This is a genomic window from Hydrogenophaga sp. 2FB, from assembly GCF_005503365.1.
In the GTDB taxonomy this organism is placed as follows: domain Bacteria; phylum Pseudomonadota; class Gammaproteobacteria; order Burkholderiales; family Burkholderiaceae_C; genus Hydrogenophaga.
The window spans coordinates 14,245-34,220 of sequence record NZ_SCML01000066.1; the positions used below are offsets into that span (position 1 = coordinate 14,245).

General features: G+C 62.0%; 19 protein-coding genes and 1 pseudogene. 12 read left to right on the forward strand and 8 right to left on the reverse strand.

Going from position 1 to position 19,976, the window contains the following annotated elements; genetic code table 11:
• Positions 1-2: 2 nt before the first annotated feature.
• Entirely contained in the window at positions 3-908 is a 906-nt protein-coding gene (locus FFS09_RS26805) for a helix-turn-helix transcriptional regulator (RefSeq protein ID WP_137921969.1), read from the reverse strand.
• A gap of 90 nt (positions 909-998) precedes the next feature.
• Between FFS09_RS26805 and mblB the strand changes: the two genes are divergently transcribed.
• From mblB to FFS09_RS26820, 3 genes are all read left to right on the forward strand, one after another.
• Positions 999-2,192, forward strand: a complete 1,194-nt coding sequence (gene mblB, locus FFS09_RS26810) for an anti-phage 6A-MBL system MBL-fold protein (RefSeq protein ID WP_137921970.1) — start codon at positions 999-1,001, stop codon at positions 2,190-2,192.
• Positions 2,189-4,435: an anti-phage 6A-MBL system cap2_3 protein gene (cap2-3, locus tag FFS09_RS26815; protein ID WP_137921971.1), complete on the forward strand. Its 2,247-nt coding sequence runs from the start codon at positions 2,189-2,191 to the stop codon at positions 4,433-4,435. The genes mblB and cap2-3 overlap by 4 nt, the downstream gene beginning before the upstream one ends.
• Positions 4,436-4,797: 362 nt before the next feature.
• The gene (locus FFS09_RS26820; RefSeq protein WP_137921972.1) at positions 4,798-5,187 is read left to right on the forward strand and encodes a hypothetical protein; all 390 of its coding nucleotides are present in this window, start codon (positions 4,798-4,800) and stop codon (positions 5,185-5,187) included.
• 367 nt (positions 5,188-5,554) lie between these two features.
• Here the strand turns inward: FFS09_RS26820 and FFS09_RS31290 are convergent.
• The 5 genes and pseudogenes from FFS09_RS31290 to FFS09_RS26845 form a co-directional block, all read right to left on the reverse strand.
• Positions 5,555-5,785 (reverse strand): annotated as a pseudogene (locus FFS09_RS31290) (site-specific integrase); the annotation flags it as partial.
• A 487-nt stretch (positions 5,786-6,272) separates the two neighbouring features.
• On the reverse strand, positions 6,273-6,683 hold the full coding sequence (locus tag FFS09_RS26830) for a tellurite resistance TerB family protein (RefSeq protein WP_137921973.1): 411 nt from the start codon (positions 6,681-6,683) through the stop codon (positions 6,273-6,275).
• A gap of 30 nt (positions 6,684-6,713) precedes the next feature.
• Entirely contained in the window at positions 6,714-6,980 is a 267-nt protein-coding gene (locus tag FFS09_RS26835; RefSeq protein WP_137921974.1) for a TFIIB-type zinc ribbon-containing protein, read from the reverse strand.
• Positions 6,981-7,000: 20 nt separating this feature from the next.
• Positions 7,001-7,717, reverse strand: a complete 717-nt coding sequence (locus tag FFS09_RS26840; protein ID WP_171020213.1) for a Bax inhibitor-1/YccA family protein — start codon at positions 7,715-7,717, stop codon at positions 7,001-7,003.
• 27 nt (positions 7,718-7,744) lie between these two features.
• On the reverse strand, positions 7,745-8,086 hold the full coding sequence (locus FFS09_RS26845; RefSeq protein ID WP_137921975.1) for an HPF/RaiA family ribosome-associated protein: 342 nt from the start codon (positions 8,084-8,086) through the stop codon (positions 7,745-7,747).
• Between the two features lie 201 nt (positions 8,087-8,287).
• Here FFS09_RS26845 and FFS09_RS26850 point away from each other — a divergent pair, with 201 nt between their 5' ends.
• From FFS09_RS26850 to FFS09_RS26860, 3 genes are all read left to right on the forward strand, one after another.
• Complete coding sequence (locus tag FFS09_RS26850) at positions 8,288-9,376, forward strand: DUF3616 domain-containing protein (RefSeq protein ID WP_137921976.1); 1,089 nt, start codon at positions 8,288-8,290, stop codon at positions 9,374-9,376.
• A gap of 211 nt (positions 9,377-9,587) precedes the next feature.
• Complete coding sequence (locus FFS09_RS26855) at positions 9,588-10,106, forward strand: YqhA family protein (protein WP_137921977.1); 519 nt, start codon at positions 9,588-9,590, stop codon at positions 10,104-10,106.
• Positions 10,107-10,234: 128 nt separating this feature from the next.
• Entirely contained in the window at positions 10,235-11,224 is a 990-nt protein-coding gene (locus FFS09_RS26860; protein WP_502703762.1) for a diacylglycerol/lipid kinase family protein, read from the forward strand.
• A 67-nt stretch (positions 11,225-11,291) separates the two neighbouring features.
• Here FFS09_RS26860 and secD read toward each other — a convergent pair whose 3' ends face one another.
• Entirely contained in the window at positions 11,292-13,844 is a 2,553-nt protein-coding gene (secD, locus tag FFS09_RS26865; protein WP_137921978.1) for a protein translocase subunit SecD, read from the reverse strand.
• 921 nt (positions 13,845-14,765) lie between these two features.
• Positions 14,766-15,647 carry a LysR family transcriptional regulator gene (locus tag FFS09_RS26870; RefSeq protein WP_137921979.1) on the reverse strand — a complete coding sequence of 294 codons (882 nt, stop codon included), beginning with the start codon at positions 15,645-15,647 and terminating at the stop codon, positions 14,766-14,768.
• A gap of 229 nt (positions 15,648-15,876) precedes the next feature.
• On the opposite strand from FFS09_RS26870, the gene FFS09_RS26875 reads away from it, so the two are divergent.
• The 6 genes from FFS09_RS26875 (at position 15,877) to FFS09_RS26900 (ending at position 19,867) form a co-directional block, all read left to right on the forward strand.
• Positions 15,877-16,869, forward strand: coding sequence for a TerC family protein (locus tag FFS09_RS26875; RefSeq protein WP_137921980.1), 993 nt, complete (start codon positions 15,877-15,879; stop codon positions 16,867-16,869).
• 122 nt (positions 16,870-16,991) lie between these two features.
• Complete coding sequence (locus FFS09_RS26880) at positions 16,992-17,468, forward strand: CopD family protein (protein WP_137921981.1); 477 nt, start codon at positions 16,992-16,994, stop codon at positions 17,466-17,468.
• 99 nt (positions 17,469-17,567) lie between these two features.
• Positions 17,568-17,831: a putative inorganic carbon transporter subunit DabA gene (locus tag FFS09_RS31720; protein ID WP_137921982.1), complete on the forward strand. Its 264-nt coding sequence runs from the start codon at positions 17,568-17,570 to the stop codon at positions 17,829-17,831.
• Between the two features lie 156 nt (positions 17,832-17,987).
• Complete coding sequence (locus FFS09_RS26890) at positions 17,988-18,458, forward strand: DUF456 domain-containing protein (RefSeq protein ID WP_252374537.1); 471 nt, start codon at positions 17,988-17,990, stop codon at positions 18,456-18,458.
• 48 nt (positions 18,459-18,506) lie between these two features.
• Entirely contained in the window at positions 18,507-19,208 is a 702-nt protein-coding gene (locus FFS09_RS26895) for a tellurite resistance TerB family protein (RefSeq protein WP_137921984.1), read from the forward strand.
• Positions 19,209-19,363: 155 nt separating this feature from the next.
• A complete protein-coding gene (locus FFS09_RS26900) occupies positions 19,364-19,867 on the forward strand; it encodes a DUF2062 domain-containing protein (RefSeq protein ID WP_137921985.1) in 504 nt (167 codons plus the stop codon).
• Positions 19,868-19,976: the final 109 nt, after the last annotated feature.

Consider the following 19,976-nt stretch of genomic DNA (forward strand, 5'->3'; position numbering starts at 1 on the left):
CCTTAGTTGGATGCGGTGAGCGCGTCGATGTAGGGTTGCAACTCCGTGCGATTTCTGAGGCTGATCTGCTGAGCAGCGGGGTCGCTCGGCGTCTCCGTGTGGAGTCCGAGGCGGCGCATGGTGTAGTACAGAAAGGCTTGCCGGCACTCCAGAGCGACCTGCCCGTCCTCCATGCAGTAGTCCAGCTCGATCACTCGCTTCTTCGCGGCAGAAAGATCCGGATGAGGCACGAGAACCAAAGTGAGGATGGTGTGCCAGAAGGTGTCGGTGCCAGGGTCGACGCTGCTAGGCCCCGCACCTTTGAGGTCCAGGATGCGCGCCAGCACGAAGTCGCTGAACCGGCCCCTCTTGTGGCAGTACGCCCGTACGTGCCAGCGAAACCCGTCGAAGCCGAGCGCATGGGGCGAGATCGTGCGGCTGCTTGCATCGACCGATGTCATCGACTGGTAGAGGACCTCGACAGCGGCCTTGTTTTGGATTGCGCGAACCACTGCATGCACGACCTCGTCGCTGACTGCACGCCAAGGAGACGGGGCGGTATCGACGGCGGGTGCGTGACCGATGAAGCTGGCACCGTGCTCCAGCAGGCCGGTGGTCTTTGCGTGAAGCTCCGCCAGATAGCGCCGGGCCGAGCTTCGGGGAAACAGCGGCTTGAAACTTGCACCCGCCACATAGGTCCGTGAACTCCGGTCGTACTCCAGGTTGCCTGGGGCCAGTTCCAGGTACCGCGCGATGTCCAGGGATGCCTGTGGCGTCGAGATGCTGAAGTGCTCGATGAGGTCGGTTCGGTTCAATCGCCCCTCCCATCGCAGCCGGAAATCTATGAATTGAAGACGGCGGTCCAGCCCCCAGCTCACGCCGGGTGCGCCGATCGCGCCGGCGTCAGATGAAGGTATCTGGTCATCCATGGCCATAGTCTACTTTATAGACTCGCATAAACTATAAGCGTATCATTTAAATACGCGTCCAACACTTCCGGGCATGCCAAGGAACTCGAAATGCCGACCACCGTTACCTTCTTCCCCGTCGACAACGGCGATATGACTCTGATTCGCCTGGGCGACGTCGACGCCACCACCATCCTGATCGACGTGAACATCCGCATGGATGCGGACGACCCGAACAGCAAGGTTCGGGACGTCGCGAAGGATCTGCGCGGGCAGCTGAAGAAGGACGCCAACGGCCGCCCGTATGTGGATGCGTTCTTGCTGAGCCACCCTGACCAAGACCACTGCCGCGGCCTGAACCGCCACTTCCACCTGGGCCCCCTGTCGGACTACCCGGACGACGACAAGGAATACAAGGTCAAGAAGATCGTCATACGCGAGCTGTGGTCGTCCCCGATCGTGTTTCGTCGTACCAGCAAGAACCACACGCTGTGCGACGACGCTAAGGCCTTCAGCAAGGAGGCCCGCCGCCGCGTCCAGGTGAACAAGGACCACTATTTCGCCGTATCGGACGGCGACCGCATCCAGCTCATGGGCAAGGACATCGACGGCAAGACGGACGATCTGGTGCCCATCGTTCGCCCGGTGGACGAGGCGTTCAACACCATCTGCGGCCGCACCTCGAAGTTCTTCAGCGCCTTCCTCTTGGCGCCCATTGATGCCAGCACCGACGAGGTGGTCGAAGAGTGCCTCGTGAAGAACCAGTCGAGCGTCATCATCAACTTCACGCTGGCCGCCGACGACAACACGCCGGACGGCGCCAAGTTTCTCAGTGGCGGCGATGCGGAAGTCTTCATCTGGAACCTTCAGTGGGACCGCCACAAGAAGGACCCGTCGGTCCTCCAGTACGACCTGATGCAGACACCCCATCACTGCTCTTGGCACTCGTTGTCGTACGACAGTTGGTCGGACAAGGGTGAGGACGCGAAGCTGGATGCGGACGCGCGCAAGGCGTTGTCCCAGACGCGCAGCGGCGCTGTCATCGTGGCCAGTTGCAAGCCCATCAAGGATGACGACAGCGACCCGCCGTGCATCCGTGCCGAGCGCGAGTACGTGGCAATCGTGGACGATGCCGAGGGCAAGTTCTACTGCACCGGCGAGTACCCCAAGGCCGGTGAGGAGGAGCCCATGGTATTCACCGTTACGTCGCAGGGCGTGGCCCTGGCGCAGCGCCGCGAGGCCGGCTCCAAGGCTGCAGCCTTCACCTCGACCACGCTCACGCCGCTGCCCCACGGCGCGGCATGACCGCGCTCGACGACGCCATCGATCAGTTGCGTCGGCACCGCGGGATCTCGCGGGTCGGCGACCCGGAGATCGTCGAAGATGGCGGTTGGCTCGTGGAGATCGATATCCCAGTGGAACTGCCCAGCCGAGCGCGCGCGGAAGGGATTTCTGCCACGGGCGTCAAGGCCATCGAGACCTGCACGCTGGCCTTCAACCGCTGGCCGCTGAGGGCGCCTAGGCCCTACTTGCGGCCCGATTTCCCGCGGGATCTGCCGCACATCAACCCCCACCGCGGGGGCAGCCCAGTGCCGCCCTGCGTATTTGAAGGGTCGTTGGACGAGTTGCTTCACCGTCTCGGCCTGGATGCGGTCATCGATCAGATCATCGACTGGCTGGGCAAGGCTGCCAGCGGCACGCTCATCGAGCTAAGCCAAGGGTGGGAGCCCACACGCCGCGATTTCTGCCCTTCCACGGTCGAATTCCGTGCCGAGCGCCTCATCGCTGCAACGCCGGGCGACGGCACGGTCCTGAAGACCAGCGCAAGCTACATGACGGTTGGCGACGGCGTGTACTGTCGTGTGCTGCCCGACCTGAAGCCCCAGCCGAATGTCACCTTCACGCAAGAGCTGCGTGGCAAGCCAGAAAGGCAGTTTGGGTCGGGCGTTTTCCCCGCCTTCATCGCCCGAGCCGCTGCCGCCGACGGCCAGTTTCCGGTGATCGGCCAGTATCAGCCCGACACGGTCGTTGACCTGCCTACTCTCCTCGATTTGACGGCCGCTTTGGGCATCGACCGGACGGCACTGGAAACGGCTCTGTCTGACTATTACCGTGCCTCCGTCATCGGCCTGCAGAACTACAGGGACTGGAAGAAGGGCTTGATGGCCCTGGTCGTGCTCGTGGTGAGGCGACCGGCCCGGCTCGTGGGTTCTGAAGGCCGTGACGTGGAGGTCCTACCGTATGTGGTCAGGTACAACATCGACCCGACGTCGGCCTTCAACTTCACGAGCGATGTGCACGCGGCGTTTCATTCGCACACCGTATCGCCTGAGTTGCTCGCTCGCACGTCAGGGTTGCCACATGACGTCACGCAGGCGAAGACTGTGCTGATCGGCTGCGGCAGCCTGGGCTCCAAGATTGGCATGCACCTGGCGCGCGCTGGCATCGGACAGCAGACGTTCGTGGACAACGAAGTCATGTCGCCGCACAACTTTGCCCGACACGCCTTGTTGGAAGACGAATCCACGCTGGTTCCTTACAAGGCCGAGCAAATGAGGGTCGCGCTTGGACGCCTCTCTCACGTCGACGCCAAGGCGTATGACCTCGACGCCGTCGATCTTTTCAGTAGCAATGAAAAATTTTCTGAGGTGGTGCCTGCCGATGCGGCACTGATCATCGAGACCACGGCGTCGCTGCAGGTTCTCATCGCCGCATCAGTTTCCGCTGGACTGACCGCGAGCCCAGTTCGGCTTGCGCGGGCTGCGCTGTTCGGGCAAGGGCGATGCACCGTGCTGATGCTGGAAGCGGAGGGGCGGAAGGCCCGTGTGGACGACATCACAGCCTTCCTCTTTGAGTTGTGCCGTTGGTTCCCCGATCTACGCGCGGGGATGGCAGGCACATCCTCTGACCCCAGGAGGATCTTCGTCGGCGACAACTGCAGATCCCTCACGACGCCCATGGCAGACGCGCTGATCTCTCGGTCGGCTTCCATGGTGGCGATGCAGGCGCAGAAATGGATTTCGGAGGGCAAGCCACCAAGCGGCCAGCTTTGCGTGGGCGTCGGTGACCCGTCAAATATCGGCAGCAGTTGGAACGTGTTTGAAGCAGGCGAGACGACCGTTCTCGATATCCCTGACGATGGCGGCTGGCAGATCCGTGTGCTGGCCCACACCGCGCACGCCATCGACGAAGACGCGTGTCGTTGGGGTCGTCTTGAAACCGGCGGCGCGTTGGTGGGACGCGTGTCCTATGAGGCACGCACGATCACTATCGCCGGCATGGTGGCGGCGCCACCCGATAGCGTTCGTAGCGAAGCGGCCTTCATCCTGGGCACCCAAGGCCTGGCTCAGACCCTGACGGAAGCGCATGCGGCGAGTGTGGGGCATCTGATGTTTGTAGGCACCTGGCACAGTCACCCCATGGGCGGCAATCACTCAGGGGTCGACAAAGACACGCTGAGGAAGATTGCCACTGACGGCCGAGGGTTGCCCGCGGTATCGCTGGTGTGGACGCCCCAAGGCCTCATCTGCGCGGTCGATCGCTGGTAGCCGCACTTCCTGCGGCTCGATGGCGAGCGCGGTGCTCTGTCCGCTGTCCGCTTTCCCCTGTCCGCTGGACCGATTGACTGGGCAAGCACTGGTTCCCGGCGATCTGCGAGTGACTGGTTGGCACCGGAAATTTGTCGAATTGGACGGTAGGGTCTGCTGACCGCTCTCAGTCTCCGTCTACCAGACAATGGCTGACCATGGTCTCATGTCCACTCGGGTTCGATACTCTCATGAGTCAAGGCCAGAGCCATCACGCGCGCGGACTGACACGGTCTCGGGTTTGGAAGACACTGGAGTCGTGGGCTGAAACACCAGATCCACCCGACATTGACGGGTGGTCGTCCACGAGCGAGGGGAGCGCAATGAGCGACTGGGATTTCCTACATGAGATGCGAGAACGAGGCTACAGCGCTGACGACATCGCGCTGGCAGCCGGCGTCGGCTATGCGCCATGGGAAGAGGTCCACATCAGCAGGCAGTGGATCGAAGAAGAACTGAAAGACCAGCCACCGGACCCCGCCAAATTGCTGAAGCCGAAGGAACGGTTCAAGAGCAGAGATGGCTTCCCGTTCTACGTCCTGGAACAGGCCGATATCCTCACGGACCTGGTCGATTGCGCTGACCGCCACTTCAGGAACACGGGCAGGTACCTGCACGCGCAGGACGAGCGCTACCTCTCAAACTTCCTTGCACCACAGAGTGTCGTTGCCAGGCCCCTGTTCAGCTTTCGTTCCTCACCTGCTTTGGCGTAACACACGACGGTGTTCTCTGCGTTCGTCGAGCCCGCACAGAGATCAATGGCTATGACGCGAGGTATGCCCGTGTCGACTTTAGAAATGACCGCATAGCACTTCGATGGCTCTGGTGTCCACGTTGCGGCGCAAAGCCTTGTTGCCAACCCAACGGAAATGTCAGGATCAACTTTCGATACGTCGTCCAAGCATTCCAGTGGATCGTAGGTGAGGGCAGCAGGTGCCCAGCAAACAGCAAGAGTGGCGACGGCAGCCTTAGTGAACTGATTCAACCGGATGAACTTGGTGCGCATCTGCTATCCCCTTTCCATCCCATTTGAAGTTCCCACCGTAGCCCCGCTTGAACGAAGGAGCTAGACGCGGCGGGTATCCGGCTTGGGAACAGGAAACCTTCTGGCCTCAGCCCAGCTTGCCTGATCCATACCTGCACAGCCTCCCGGGTGGCTGGTGTGATTTCAAACTGAACCGGGCGCTGGGTCTTGAGTTGCATTGCGGTGGCTAGAGTGGCGATCTGGTCGCCGTGACACACATCTCGAACCTTGAGGTTCACGAGATCGCAACCGCGCAGCTTGCTGTCAATGCCCAGGTTGGAGAGGGCAACCGATACTGGACATGAGTCCCACGTCACGCGCGTCGTCGCCTGTTCGATGTCCAAGCAACCCACCGAGCAGGCATCCCGCGGTCACAGTCAACAACGCGAGCTGAAAAGAGGTCACGCTGGTTGTCCCTTGCTACGAGACTGCACCCGTTGCGGTTTGGATGCATCACGAGGTGGTCCGACCAACGTATTGACCATTTTCCAAGACCGCTCTGTGGCTCGCCTAAGTAACGCTCCCAACTTGCGCTGACGTTCAGAGACGGTTGCAACTTGTCCGTTGGGCAGATGCACTTCCACCATGCACTCCCTCAAGGTCGAGCCCGATCGTGGTGTCTCACTCACGCGCACAACGATCCGCACGATTCTGTGTGCCAGCTTTGCAAAGATTGTTCTTAAGCGCTGAGCCATCTCCAGACTGTGAGCGCGGGACAGCTTGGTGTTCGGGGTACGAATATCGATATGCATACTGCTCTCCTTGATGAATGAATCAACTGAAATGAGAGCCGGGTTTGACCAGACGCCAGTGTTCGGCAAGCGTGTTGACCAGGTTCTCTTCGGAATCTGCACTGTGAAAATCGGCTCGAATCACCGCAACACAGAGTTCAAGAGTTGTTTGCTGAAGTATTGGATCGGTGACTTCAGCCATGACCGATCGAAGTGCCTCTTTGTCAATCTGGCACGTTGATCCCCAGACGGCGTAGGACGAGGTCATGAGGTCTTCAGACAGAAGTCGAACCACTTCATTGAACTGTTCGCGAGTCAAACCCAGACGACTTGCCGCGTTCATCCGCTCTAGCAAGCCGAGCTCGCTGGTACTTAAATGGCCATCGGCCAGAACAGCTAGTGCGATCAACCGGGCTGCAGCCTGCGGGCTGTTCACGGGATAACTACGCATCATGGGTCCCCCTTGGCTGCTGTGGGTCGCGCGTCAGTCGAAAATGTTGCTCAGCCAGGACTTCTTGCGGGTGCCATCCTGGCCTCTGCCATGCTCGTAGTCGGAGTCTGCGAATTGCGGTTGTGATTGCACTGCCGCACGGGCGGCAGGGGCTGGCGTCATCGTTGCCGATCGCTCAATAAGTTTGTCGAGTTCGCCGCGGTCCAGCCAGACCCCGCGGCATTGCGGGCAGTAGTCGATCTCGACGCCCTGGCGATCGCTCATCACGAGTGCGGTGTCGGTGCAGGTGGGGCATTTCATGAGGTGTTCCTGGTGCGGGTTCATTCATCCGAGCTGCCGAAGCCGAACAGGCTGAGCAGGCTCGTGAACAGGTTGAAGATCGAAACGTAAAGACCGACGGTGGCCAGCACGTAGTTGGTTTGGCCGCCGCTCACGATGCGACTGGTTTCGAAAAGGATCAGTCCAGCAGAGAGCAGCGCGAGCATCGCAGCCACGGCCAGGCCCAGCGCCGGCATCTGCAAGAACACCGCGCCCAGGCCCGCGATCAGCGCGATGACCATGCCGGCAAACAGAAAGCCGCCCATGAAGCTGAAGTCGCGTCGCGTCGTCAGCACCCAGGCAGACAACGCCAGGAAAGTGGCGCCTGTGGCCGCAAGAGCCAGGGTCACGACTTGCGCACCGCCGGGCAATGCCAGCGATTTGGCCAGCACCGGCCCCAGCGAGTAGCCCATGAAGCCCGTCAGTGCGAACACCGCCGGCAGCGCCCAGCCGCTGTTCTTGAACCTGTAGACGGCGAAGAGCAGGCCGAAATAGCCGCCCAGGGTCAGCAAGATGCCCGGCGCCGGCAGTTGGAACGCCACGCTGGCAGCGGCTATGGCTGCACTGAAGAGCAGCGTCATCGACAGCAAGGCGTAGGTGTTGCGCAGCACACGGCGCGTTGCGGCGCCATCTGTGGGTGTGGTGCTGCCTGCGCCGCTCGGGGCCGAGTGTGCGGCTCCCGGGCGAGCGGTGGCGGGGATGGGCGTCATGGAGTTCATGGTGTCGATTCCTCGGGTCGTTCGAGATCAGGGTTCGTGGCTGATGAAGCGTTGGCGCAGCCGGCGGGAGTCATCGCCTCGGCGCCACAGGCGCATGAGGAACCGTGCAGCGCGTGCGAGCGCGTTCTCCAGCGCGGTGCGCCAGTCGCCGGCCACGGAGGAAACGACCACCGAGCCTGCACCGTCGGTCCGAAGTTCTACTTGACAACGCTTGTCGATCCCGCCGCGAGGGCCGTTCACGTCTGACATCTGCACCTCGGCGCGCGGCACCAGCCAAACCAGGCGACGCAGCACGAACCGAACTCGCTGCTGCGTGAGATTGCGAAGGTCGACGGCCTGGGGGTGGCGGGACTTGAAGAGCACTTGCATCACGGGTCTCCTTTGGTTGGTAAGCGACCAAAGTGTGTGGCTGGTGACGATTCCGGAAAAGCAGCATTTGGAGAACGCAAACATCGGATAAACCTGAACGCAGGATCAGATTTCAGCCGCAAACTCCTACGTTCACTTGTTACGGCCGGCGCGCATTGCGGAGCGTGAGATTTCCTGCCAACCCATGTTTGGAGAAATGCGATGCCCAAAACTCGAACCGCCAATGCCGTCCGTCTGGAGTTCGCTCCTGACTCGCTGGTTCAATCCAATCTATCCGGCGCGGCCTTCACCGGCGACTGGCTCTGGGTGGCGGGCGACGAAGCCTGCGGACTGGACCGCCTGCGCCGGCTTGATCCCGTCGGGCGCGAGGCGTTGCGCTTTGGCGAAGTGCGCGACTTCCCACTCGCAGATCTGCTGGACCTGCCCGGCGCACCCGACGAAGAGGCCGACCTGGAAGGCATGGCCGTCACAGACGGCTTCCTGTGGGTTGTGGGCTCGCATGGCCTGAAGCGCAAGAACGCCAAACCGGACCGGGACCACGCCGACAACGCCAAACGGCTGGCGAAGGTGGCACTGGACGGCAATCGGGGTCTGCTGGCCTGTCTGCCCATCGAGCCCGACGCCAAGGGCGAGCCCTGCCTGGTAGCGCAGGCCCAGGACGGCCGACGGGCTCTGCGCCTGAAGGGCGATGCGCAAACAAACCTGCTCACCCATGCGCTCGCCAGTGATGTCCACTTCGGGCCGTACATGGCCATCCCCGGCAAGGACAACGGCTTCGACATCGAAGGCTTGGCAGTGGACGGCCGCCGGTTGCTGCTGGGCCTCCGCGGCCCGGTGCTGCGGGGTTGGTCGGCGCTGCTCGAGATCGCGGTAGAGCCCCGTGGTGACCAATTGCGCCTGGTGCCTCTGGACGAAAGCGGAACCTTGATCCGCAAGCACTTTCTGCAGTTGGACGGCCTCGGTGTGAGGGACCTGCACTTCTCCGGCGATGACCTTTACATTCTGGCCGGCCCTACGATGGTGCTCAACGGGGATATCCGCGTCTTCAAATGGCCTGCTGCCCGGAACTTCCTAGCCGCCAACCGCGAGCCAGTGCGTTTCGAGAAGGCATTGACCGAGTCGGTACCACTCCCGCACGGGCGCGGCACCAACCGCGCCGAAGCTATCTGCGACCTGCCGCCCGCGCTGTCGGGCGGCACGGCGAGCTGGCTCGTCCTGTACGAAGCCCCCGGTGCCGACCGCAAGGAAGGCGAGCACACCGTCTTCGGTGACCTCCTGCGCCACGATTGAGATCGCTTAACGCCGGTTGTCGCGTCCGGTCCATGGCTGCCGAGAGCAGCTCAGCTGATCCACCCTCTGACGGTCGATTCACCGCAGTCAGGCTGTATCCGCCCCACAAGCTGTAGACAATTGCCCTGAGCCCGGCGAGGGCGCTGTTCGGCAAAGCGCCGAGCGCGGAGCGCGAATTGATGTGAGTGGTTGAATTTCTTCGAGGAAAAAAATGGAAAAGCTTCTTTCAGGGGTCGGGTCACTGCTGTACGGCATGCGGTTCACCATGCTGTTCTTTTATGTTGGTCTGGTCGCAATCATCTTCGGCATTCTGGGCAAGTTCCTGCTGGAAACCTACAAGCTGATGACCACCTTGCTGTTTGGTGACCTGGAAAAGATTGACCTGATCATCAAGGTACTTGAACTGGTGGACATGACGATGGTGGCGCAGCTCGTTTGGGTCGTGGCGCTGGCGGGCGTGTCGCTGTTTGTGACGACCGGACACTTTGACAAGAAGGACATGAAAAAGCCGGACTGGCTGGACCACGTCAATACCTACAACCTCAAGTTGAAACTGGCATTCGCCATCATCTCCATTTCGGGCGTTCATGCGTTGAAAACCTATTTGAGTGGCGACCTGACTCTGGAGAACATTCAGGTAGTGACGATGGTGGCTGTCATTCACTTCACGTTCGTACTTTCTGCGATAGGAATCTCTTTTGCGGAGAGACTGACACGGGAAAAGATGTAGAGCCGGACCAAAGGGTCAGCCAAGAGCGAGTCGGCGTCTGTTGACGTGCCGACCGACCGAGACGGTCCGGGCGACCTGTGGATGCGGGAACCGATGCACCACGAGTTGTCTTGCTCAGTGATGGCCGATTGCCCCGAGCTCGATCCTTCTGCACCAATTCAGTTTGTCATCAATGCAGCGGCGCCGCGGACGCGAAGCGCAAAGCCATCGAGTCCGTGCTTCGGGCAGAAAGACGGTGCGGTGACTTGCACTTCTGCACACCCGTCCAACTGGCTGCCACGGCGCGTGAATCGGCGCAGCGGGCTATGTCGACCCGCGCGGCCGTGGTCGCCGTCGGCGGCGACGGCACCCTCAACACGGTAGCGCAGGCCGCTCACGCCGTGGGCTGCGCCATGGGGGTGGTACCGCAGGGCACGTTCAACTACTTCGCCCGCACCCATGGCATCCCCGCTGATCCTGCCGCGGCGACACGCCTGCTGCTGCGTTCGGCGCCAGCGCCGGTTCAAGTCGCCGGTATCAATGACCGCGTGTTTCTGGTCAACGCCAGCCTCGGGCTCTATCCCGACCTGCTGGAAGACAGGGAAACCTACAAAGCCCGCTTCGGCCGCAGTCGCTGGGTCGCGTTCGTGGCAGCTTGTGCAACGCTGTTGCGCGCCCAGCGCCGGCTGCGACTGCACATCGAGATGGGGAGCGTGGTTCGAGACGTGGAGACCTTGACGCTCTTCGTTGGCAACAACCGGCTGCAGCTGCAGCAGTTCGGTGCGGAGCCGGAGGACACCCTGGCCGGCACGCCTGGCCACGGCAGCATGGCCGCACTGATGCTGCGGCCCATCGGCACGCTGTCGATGATCGGGCTGATGCTGCATGGAGCCATGGGCAGGCTGGGTGAAGCCGCCGGCGTGGAGGGCTTCGAGTTCCAGCACATGCTGGTGCGGCCCACCCTCGCTCCCGGCCGCAGGGAGATCGTCGTGGCGTTCGACGGTGAAGTGGCACGCATGCGCGCACCGATTGACATTCGTGTGCTGGACAAGCCCTTGTACCTGCTGATGCCGCAGCCCGACGAATCCGCCATCGACACCAGCGCCGGGGTCACAGACGTGCAGCTGACCAGGACATGAGTGGGGCGCCAGCCTCCGGCGAACGGCGGAGCGCGACCCTGACGCGATCTGCGCTCTTCGCACCGGCTCACGCTGCATCCGCGGGTCCGGTCCGGGTTGAGGTCAGTCCTGAAGGATCGGGGGCAACGGCTGCAAACATGACGACGCCACGGCGCGCTCGCCAGTCCCCCAGGAACAGCAGGATCGGCGCCGCGATGAAGATCGACGTACACGCTGCGATGACAATGCCGAATGCCATCGGCACGGCGAAGCTGGCCACCGCCGAACCACCCCAGACGGCCAGCGGCAACACGGCCAGGAATGCAGTGACCGAGGTGTAGAGGCTGCGCGTCAGCGTCTGGTTGATGGACAGGTCGATCACCTCGCGCAGCGAGCGCTTGCGATGGCTGCGCAGGTTCTCGCGCATGCGGTCATAGACCACCACCTTGTCGTTCACCGAGTAGCCCACCAGCGTCAGCAAGGCGGCAATCGCCGTCAGGCTGAAGTCCAGGCCTGTGAGCGCAAACACGCCCAGCGTCAGGATCACGTCCAGCACCAGCGTCAGGATGGAGCCCACCGCAAAGGGCCACTCGAAGCGCACCCAGATGTAGATGAGCATGGCGATGCTGGCCAGTATGACGGCCAGCACACCGGCGGCGGCCAGTTCTCCGCTCACCTTGGGCCCCACCACCTCGGTGCGGTCGAAGGTGGCTTGTGGGTCGATTGCAAGCACGGCGCTCTTGAGCCGTTCGACGGCCGCAGTCTGCTGTGTCTCGCCGCCGGGCTGCAGCTCCACCCGCACCAGCAGGCGGCCTTCGCCACCGATGGCTTGCAGCGAGACCTCACCCAGCCCCAGCCCGGCCAGTTGCGCGCGGTAGGGCGCCAGGTCGGCCGGCGCAGTGGCCGCTACCTCCATCTGGATGCCACCCCGGAAATCAATGCCGAAGTTCAGGCCGGGCTTGAACATCAGCAGCACACAGCCCACCACCAGCATCGCCGACAAGCCCAGGCTGACGAAGCGCGCTTTCATGAAGTTGAACTGCGTGCCGTCGGGTACCGGGCGAAAGCCGAACAGCGGCCGGATCTGCATGGTCTTCAAGCGGCGGCGCCGTGCAATGGACAGCATGATCACCTTGACCACCGACACGGCTGTGAACATCGAGATCACGATGCCCAGCGCCATGGTGATCGCGAAGCCCCGCACCGGCCCCGAGCCGAACATGAACAGCAGCAGCGTGGCGATCAGCGCGGTGACGTTGCTGTCCATGATGGTGGCGTACGCGCGCTGGAAGCCCGCATCGATGGCCGTGATGGCCGCCTTGCCTTTCAGCGTTTCTTCGCGAATGCGCTCGTTGATGAGCACGTTGGCGTCCACCGCCAGCCCGATCCCCAGCACGATGCCCGCAATGCCCGGCAAGGTGAGGGTGGCGCCCAGCAAACTCATACCCGCCACTGTGAGCACCACGTTCAGCGCCAGGGCAATGTTGGCCACCAGGCCCCAGCCGCCATACAGCACAAACATGAACAGGAACACCAGCACGAAGGCGCCGATGCCGGCGTAGACGCCTTTCTGGATCACGTCGCTGCCCAGGTCGGCGCCCACACTGCGCTCTTCGATCACCGTCAGCTTGGCCGGCAGCGCGCCCGCGCGCAGCAGCGCCGACAGCGTGCCCGCTTCCTGCACGGTGAAGCTGCCGGAGATCTGGCCCGACCCGCCGGTGATGGGTTCGCGGATCACAGGCGCGCTCAGCACCTTGCCGTCGAGCACGATGGCAAAGGGCCGGCCCACGTTGGCTTGTGTGATGGCGCCAAACTCGCGCGCGCCGGTGCGATCGAACCGGAAGTTGACGACGGGTTCGCGCGTCTGGGGATCGAAGCCTGCACTGGCATCGGACAAGCGGTCGCCGCTCAGCACAACGCTGTTTCGGACTGGATAGCTGTTGCCCTGGCTGTCCTCCAGCGTCCGGATACCGTCCGGGCTGGACGTATTGCCCAGCAGATGAAAACTCATCTTCGCCGTCGACCCGAGCAACGCGCGCAGCTGAGCCGGGTCTTGCAAACCGGGCAGCTGCACCAGAATACGGTCGGCGCCGATACGCTGGATGGTGGGGTCGGCCACCCCGACCTGATCGACCCGTTTGCGGATGACCTCCAGGCTCTGCTCCACGGCGCGGGTGATGGATTGGCGCTGCCCTTCGGCCGTCAACGTGAGCTCGACGCCGTCGCTGCCATCGATCTGGCGGCCCGCCACGTCCAGGTCTGCGCGCGCTGCACCCACGGGGGTGGCCAGCGCGGAAAGCACGTCGATGGCGCGCGCTTGTTGGCCGGCATCGCGCAGCACAATCGACACGCCGCGCTCGCCCGCTTTAACACTGCGCCAAGGAACATCCGCTTCGCGCAAGGTGCGCCGTGCCTCTTCGCCGAGGGTGCGTACGCGCTCACGTTGCAGCTCGGTGCCGTCCACTTCCAGCACCAGGTGCGAGCCGCCGCGAAGGTCCAGGCCGAGTGACACGGGTTTGTTGGGCAGAACACTGGGCCAGCGTTCGAGCACGGAGGCGGGGAGCACATTGGGCAAAGCGAACAGCAGGCCCGCCACGACGATGGCCAGGTACAGGGCCACCAGGTAGGGTGAATTCTTCATGGAGCAGTCTTGACGGCGCGCGCAGCACTTCGGCGTGCGCACGCGGGCTACAGGAGGGGAAGGGCTGCGCGCAGCAGGTGCGCGCACGGCGTCAAGCCACGAAGGGTGGCGCGCGGCTTGGGTGCGCACGGCGGAGCTGCTTCAGGTTCGGCTCGGTGGCCGAAAGCGATGGCTCGTTCGCCCGCTGCGTATCGATCTGAAGTCCTACCTCACCTGCCGGCGGTGTCCCGTCTGTGAAATCCCAGCCCAGGGCCTGCGAGTCGCCCGCAACGTGCTGGACCGACATTGCCGCAGCTTGATCGCGCCGCACAGCTCGCGATGTGAGCGAAGTTCCACCATGCCGCTGCACATGCTGCACATTGGCCGTGAGCTTGCTGGAAAGGGACTGAGACGCGAGGCCCACAGTGCCGCCGATACCGGTGCACACCACCGTTGCCCAGACCAACAAGGTGAAGAGGACCGCCCGAAGCCACGGACCCGTACTGGGGGTACCGCTCGACAATGCGAGCGGTACCCCGAGCACTGGCGTGGTGCCGGCAGGGCAAAAGGAGGTTGTGGTCACAGCTTGCGACTTTATGCCCTTGCAGGTTCGTATTTTCCTGAGTTCGAGTCTCGAAAGAACCCCTTCCTCCGAAGTTGTTACGGATCCACATTTCGCTACTCCAACACTGTCAATCTATCTGTCATGAAGCTTTCTTCACATTCAGCGTTTCTCGTACTCGCCCGGGTCGGAAAAAACCTGCAGTCGCTGCAGGAGTCAATCAGGGAATGGACGCCACAGCCTGCGCCAGTGCTCGTACCCATCCCGATCCAGACCGAGCGTCGCACACGCGAGCGAGTCGGCCGGCACCGTTGAAGGCTCGTCGATGCTGAGGAGCCCGGCTCCGAGACGCCGCTTGACGGGAGTCGGTCAGGCAGCGATCAACGCCGCCCCGCAGCCACCACCTGCGCCACCAATGGGTGATGCTGTCCACGACGAGAGCGAATGGCGTGGATTTCCTCCTTCACGCCTTCGCTGCTGCCCAGCAAGCGAAGTCCGCGCATCAGGCCGACGTCGTCCGCCCCAAGCTGGCTGACCGGGAACACGCCCAGCCCGCGGGCGGCGAAGACCGCCAGCAGCGCACTGTCTTCAAATTCGCCAACGATGCGGGGCCGCAGGCCCTGTGACTCGAACCAGTGGTCCAGCGTCGGTCGCAGGGCCGAGTGTCCCGTGGGCAGCAGCACCGGTAGATCGTTCAAGCTTTGCGGAAAGCGGTCGCGCTCGGTCTTGCCGACCAGACGGGCGGGGCCGTACCACTCGACCGGCGAATCGACGAGTCGCTCGCTGGTGAGGCGCAGGTTCGGATTGCGCGGAGCAGCCTGACCGGCCAGCACGAGGTCCAGGTGATGCAGCGCCAGTTCGCTGAGCAGCTGTTCGAACTCGCCCTCGTGGCATATGAGCCGAAGGTTGGGTGTGCTCAGCACGGGTTCCAGCAGCGCATGGGCGGCCAGCTTGGAGATTCCGTCGGAGAGCCCGACCGCCAGGCGGGCCACCTTGCCGCTACCGGCTTCACGCACCTCATCGGGGATGCCCTGGCCCAGCTGAAAAATCTCCTCGGCGCGCGCGAAGGCGGCTTGGCCTGCCTCGGTGAGGGCTACGCCACGCCCCGAAGGTTTGAGGAGCTGGTGGCCCAACGCCTTCTCCAGTTCGCGTACCTGCGCGCTGATGGTTTGCACCGCCATGTCCAGACGTTCGGCTGCACGGGCGAAACCGCCCTCCTTGGTGACGACCCAAAAGTAATGGAGATGGCGGTAGTTCAGCATGTTTGCTCCAGTGCGGAAAAACCGAAGTTTAAGTGTGTTTCAAGCTGGTTTGTTCGAAACGCATTGATCCTGACACTTCTCGGTATCCAAACAACAAGGAAAGTTCGTTCATGATCTGCGCGCCAAGTGGTTTTTTATCTCCCGCTCTGCTGTCTCGGCACTTGTGTTCCGCAGATTGATGAGTACGCGCGCGGTTGTTTCAACGATCCTCCCAACTTGAGAACAAGACATGGACTTCCTGATTCCCTTCTTCACGGCCGACTTCCTGGGCAAGCCCGCCTGGGTCTGGCTCACCTTCGTCGGTATCGTCATCGCGCTGTTGGCATTCGACCTGGGCGTCCTGCACAAGGACGACAAGGAAATCGGCGTTCGCGAGAGCCTGCTGCTGTCGGCCGGCTACATCAGCGTGGCGCTGCTCTTCGGCGCTTGGGTGTGGTGGTTCCTGGGCGCGCAAAGCGGCATGGACTACTACACCAGCTTCATGATCGAGAAGTCGCTGTCGATGGACAACGTGTTCGTCATCGCGCTGATATTCAGCTTCTTCGCCATCCCACGGCAGTACCAGCACCGGGTGCTGTTCTGGGGCATCCTGGGCGTGATCGTGTTGCGCGCAATCATGATCGGCCTGGGTGCGACATTGGTGAGCCAATTCAGCTGGGTGCTGTACCTGTTCGGCGCCTTCCTGATCTTCACCGGCATCAAGATGTGGATCATTGCCGACCACATGCCCGACATCGCGAACAACCCGCTGCTGAAGTTCCTGAAGCGGCACATGCGCGTGACCGATGGCCTGCGCGGCAACGCCTTCTGGGTGCGCGAGACCGACCCAAAGACGGGTAAGCTGGAACGCTTCGCGACGCCCCTGTTCCTGGCGTTGGTGCTGGTGGAGTTCGTCGACCTCGTTTTCGCGGTCGATTCGGTGCCGGCCATCTTCGCGATCACCACCGACCCCTTCATCGTCTACACCAGCAACATCTTTGCGATCCTGGGCCTGCGAGCGCTCTACTTTGCGCTTGCCGCAATGATCCATCGCTTCAAGTACCTTAAATACGCGCTGGCCCTGGTGCTTGTATTCATCGGCTCTAAGATTTTCCTGGTGGGCATCATCGGCAAGATCCCAGCGGTGATCTCGCTGAGCGTGACCTTCGGTCTGATCGCCGGTGGTGTGCTGGTGTCGCTGTGGAAGACCCGCGGGCAGCCTCCTGTCGCCGAGTCCACATGACGCTGCCGATCGTGCAGCGCCTGCGAGACGCAGCCGCTGTCGTCCGGGACGAGCGGTGGTAGGTGCAGGCCAAAGCACAAGCCCACAGCTAGGCTGGGTTTGAAATTGATTGGGAATAATCGATGATCTATGCGACCCTCAAGACTGTTCATGTGCTGTCCATCATCGTGTGGGTCGGTGGAATGGTGTTTGTCCACTTCTTCCTGCGGCCGGCAGGTGCTCAGTTGGATCCACCGGTACGGCTGCGCTTCATGCACGATGTGCTTGGCCGCTTCTTCAAGGCGGTTCTGGTGGCGTCATTGCTGACACTGGTCAGCGGTGTCTGGATGCTGGGACGCTTCGCCAAGCAGTTGGTGCAGTCGGGTGGTAGCTTCGAGATGCCGCTGGCTTGGACCATCATGGCGATTCTTGGGGTCGCGATGGTTGCGATCTTCATGCACCTCCGCTTTGCGCTCTTTAGGAGGCTCGGCCGGGCCGTGGCGGCGTCCGAGTGGAACGCCGGGAGTACGATCCTAGTGCAGATTCGCACATGGGTAGCGATCAACCTCGGCCTGGGTGTCTTGGTGCTGCTTGTGACGCTGATGCGGTGGACAACTTGAGTCTGGACCCTGCAAACCATTGTCCTGGGCCGTAGAAGGTGCTGATGCGGTCGGCCTAACCAAGCTGCCTGGCCAATTTCAATTACGGCGAAGGCATCCATGGTGACGTTCTTGAAGACGGCAGCCCGTAGCCGCAGCGCAAGCTATCCCCACGCCGCAGGCCTGGACTGCGGTGCCTGCGGTGGACAGACCGGCGAGGTAAACGCCCGCGTTCTGGCCGACCTGCTCAACACCCCCGCGGTGCGCACGCACTTGCGTATCCGGGCAGTGGATGTACCGCAGCGCACCCATTACCGAGAGTTTTTGAAAGGGTCCAACGTTGAGCAGAATCAGCCAGCCAGCCGTGTTCGCCCAACGGGATAGCTCTGGGTCTCATTCCATGCAAAGCGCGTGTCCATATGTACATGGCTCTCAACCCGGCTGGGTGTGTTTAAGGCGCCGCAGACCAACGGGAGCTTGGGCGCAACACAGCGGATCACCTTCGTCCGTTTATTCTGAAAGCTGAATGTGGAAACCACAATGCTTTGGGTACTGAGTAGTGCGTTGATTTTGCTGGGCTTGGCGGGCACCGTGCTGCCTTTGTTGCCAGGCACCTTGCTGGTCTGGGGCGGGATCTTGCTGGGGGCGTGGATTGACGACTTCGCCCGCGTGGGTACGACCACGGTGGTGATGGTCACTGTGTTGGCAGTGCTTGCCTGGAGCCTGGACTATGTGGCTGGGCTGCTGGGCGCCCGAAGGGTCGGTGCCAGCAAGAAAGCGCTTCTGGGTGCAGCAGTGGGGACTGTAGCGGGACTCTTCATGGGTTTGGTCGGCGTGCTTTTCATGCCCTTGGTAGGTGCCGCCATTGGGGAGTACATGGTTCAGAAAGACCAGCGGCACGCCGTCAGGGTGGGCGTTGCAACCTGGGTCGGGATCATGGTTGGTCTGATTGCCAAGGTCGTACTGTCTTTCATCATGGTGGGGATCTTTGTGTTGGCATTGCTGATCTGAGCTTTCTTCGCCAGGCAATTTCTATTGAATGAATGAAAGGTTTGCGAGATGAGTGCACAAAAAATGCTCGAGCAGCTGCTGAAGTCCGGTTTGTCTGGGATGGACAACAGCAAGAGTCGAAACAGCAGAGGCGATCGCTCATCCGATCGCTATGAAAACGCTGATTGGGGGAAGTCGGTATCGGGTACATCCGCCGGAGGACTGCTGGGCATGTTGCTTGGCAGCAAGAGGAGCCGCAGCATGGGTGGCTCGGCACTGAAAGTTGGCAGCGCCGCTGCTCTAGGGGCTGCAGCGTTCAAAGCCTACACCTACTGGCAATCGCAGCAGGAGCCGCAGAAAGCACCTCCAGCGTCACCGGCGCGGACACTACATCCTGAACTAGGCGCAGGCTTGAAGGGAGAGGAAGTGCAGAGCCAGGCGGTCCTCAAGGCCATGATCGCAGCCGCCAAGTCGGATGGTCATCTCGATGAACGTGAGCGCGGGCTCATCCATGATGAGCTTGAGCGAATTGACGCAGACCCCCCTCTGCGGCAGTGGATGGAAGATGAACTGCGCAAGCCCTTGGATCCTGCAGAGGTTGCAAGTGCAGCCAGCACTCAGGAGCTTGGCGCCGAGATGTACCTTGCCAGCTTGCTGATGGCCGATGACACTTCCTTCATGGAGCGGGCTTATCTGGATGAGCTGGCACGCCAGCTGCGGCTTGCACCCACGCTCAAGGCAGAACTGGAAAGAAGTATCCGGCCCTTTTGAGGCCCTTGGAAAACAAGTGGCGCAAGACCGGCAATTCATACCCTGAGCGCGCTGCGGCTCGCTGCCATAGTCGCGAGAGAGTCGACGCGATACAGTTCCTCACTTGTCCCTGCCATTTGCGGGGTTCGGCAACCTGGTTTGATGCACGCGGCTCCATGGCTGAATTCAAAAAGCGCCTTCGCCGCTGGTTTCCCACCGCTCAAACTCTGGAGCAAATGCAAGGCTTTGCCTGGCTGGGTCACTACCTGCGGGTGCACCCGCGCCTTTGGGTTTTGCACCGGCGCGGTGTAGCCCTAGGTGTGGCGCTGGGGGTCGGCATTGGTGTGTTTCCGCTGCCCCTGCAGATGCCGGCTGCCATGCTGGTGGCCGTTTTTCTTCGGGCCAATGTGGCAGCAGCGGCAGCGGCAACTTGGTTGACCAACCCCTTAACCATGGCCCCCATCTGGGGCCTCTCAGCTTTTCTGGGGTCTTTTGTCGTTCCTCGACAAGTAGCTATCAAGTCCTCAGAAGTGACGACCCAATGGACCTGGAGCTCACCTCAGACGTGGCCCGACGCCTTTTGGGAACAAGTGACGTCGTGGGGACCTGCGTTGCTGGTCGGTTTTCCCATGGCTGCCGCTGTGATGGGCCTTGGCGCCTACGCAATCGTCTATTGGTAAGCGTCCAGCCATCCCATCTTGAATCTGCGTTAGGCGCATAGGACGCTCGTGTCCACCTTCAACTTTTTGGTGGACACGTGAGCACTATTCCTGAACAAGCCGTCGGCAC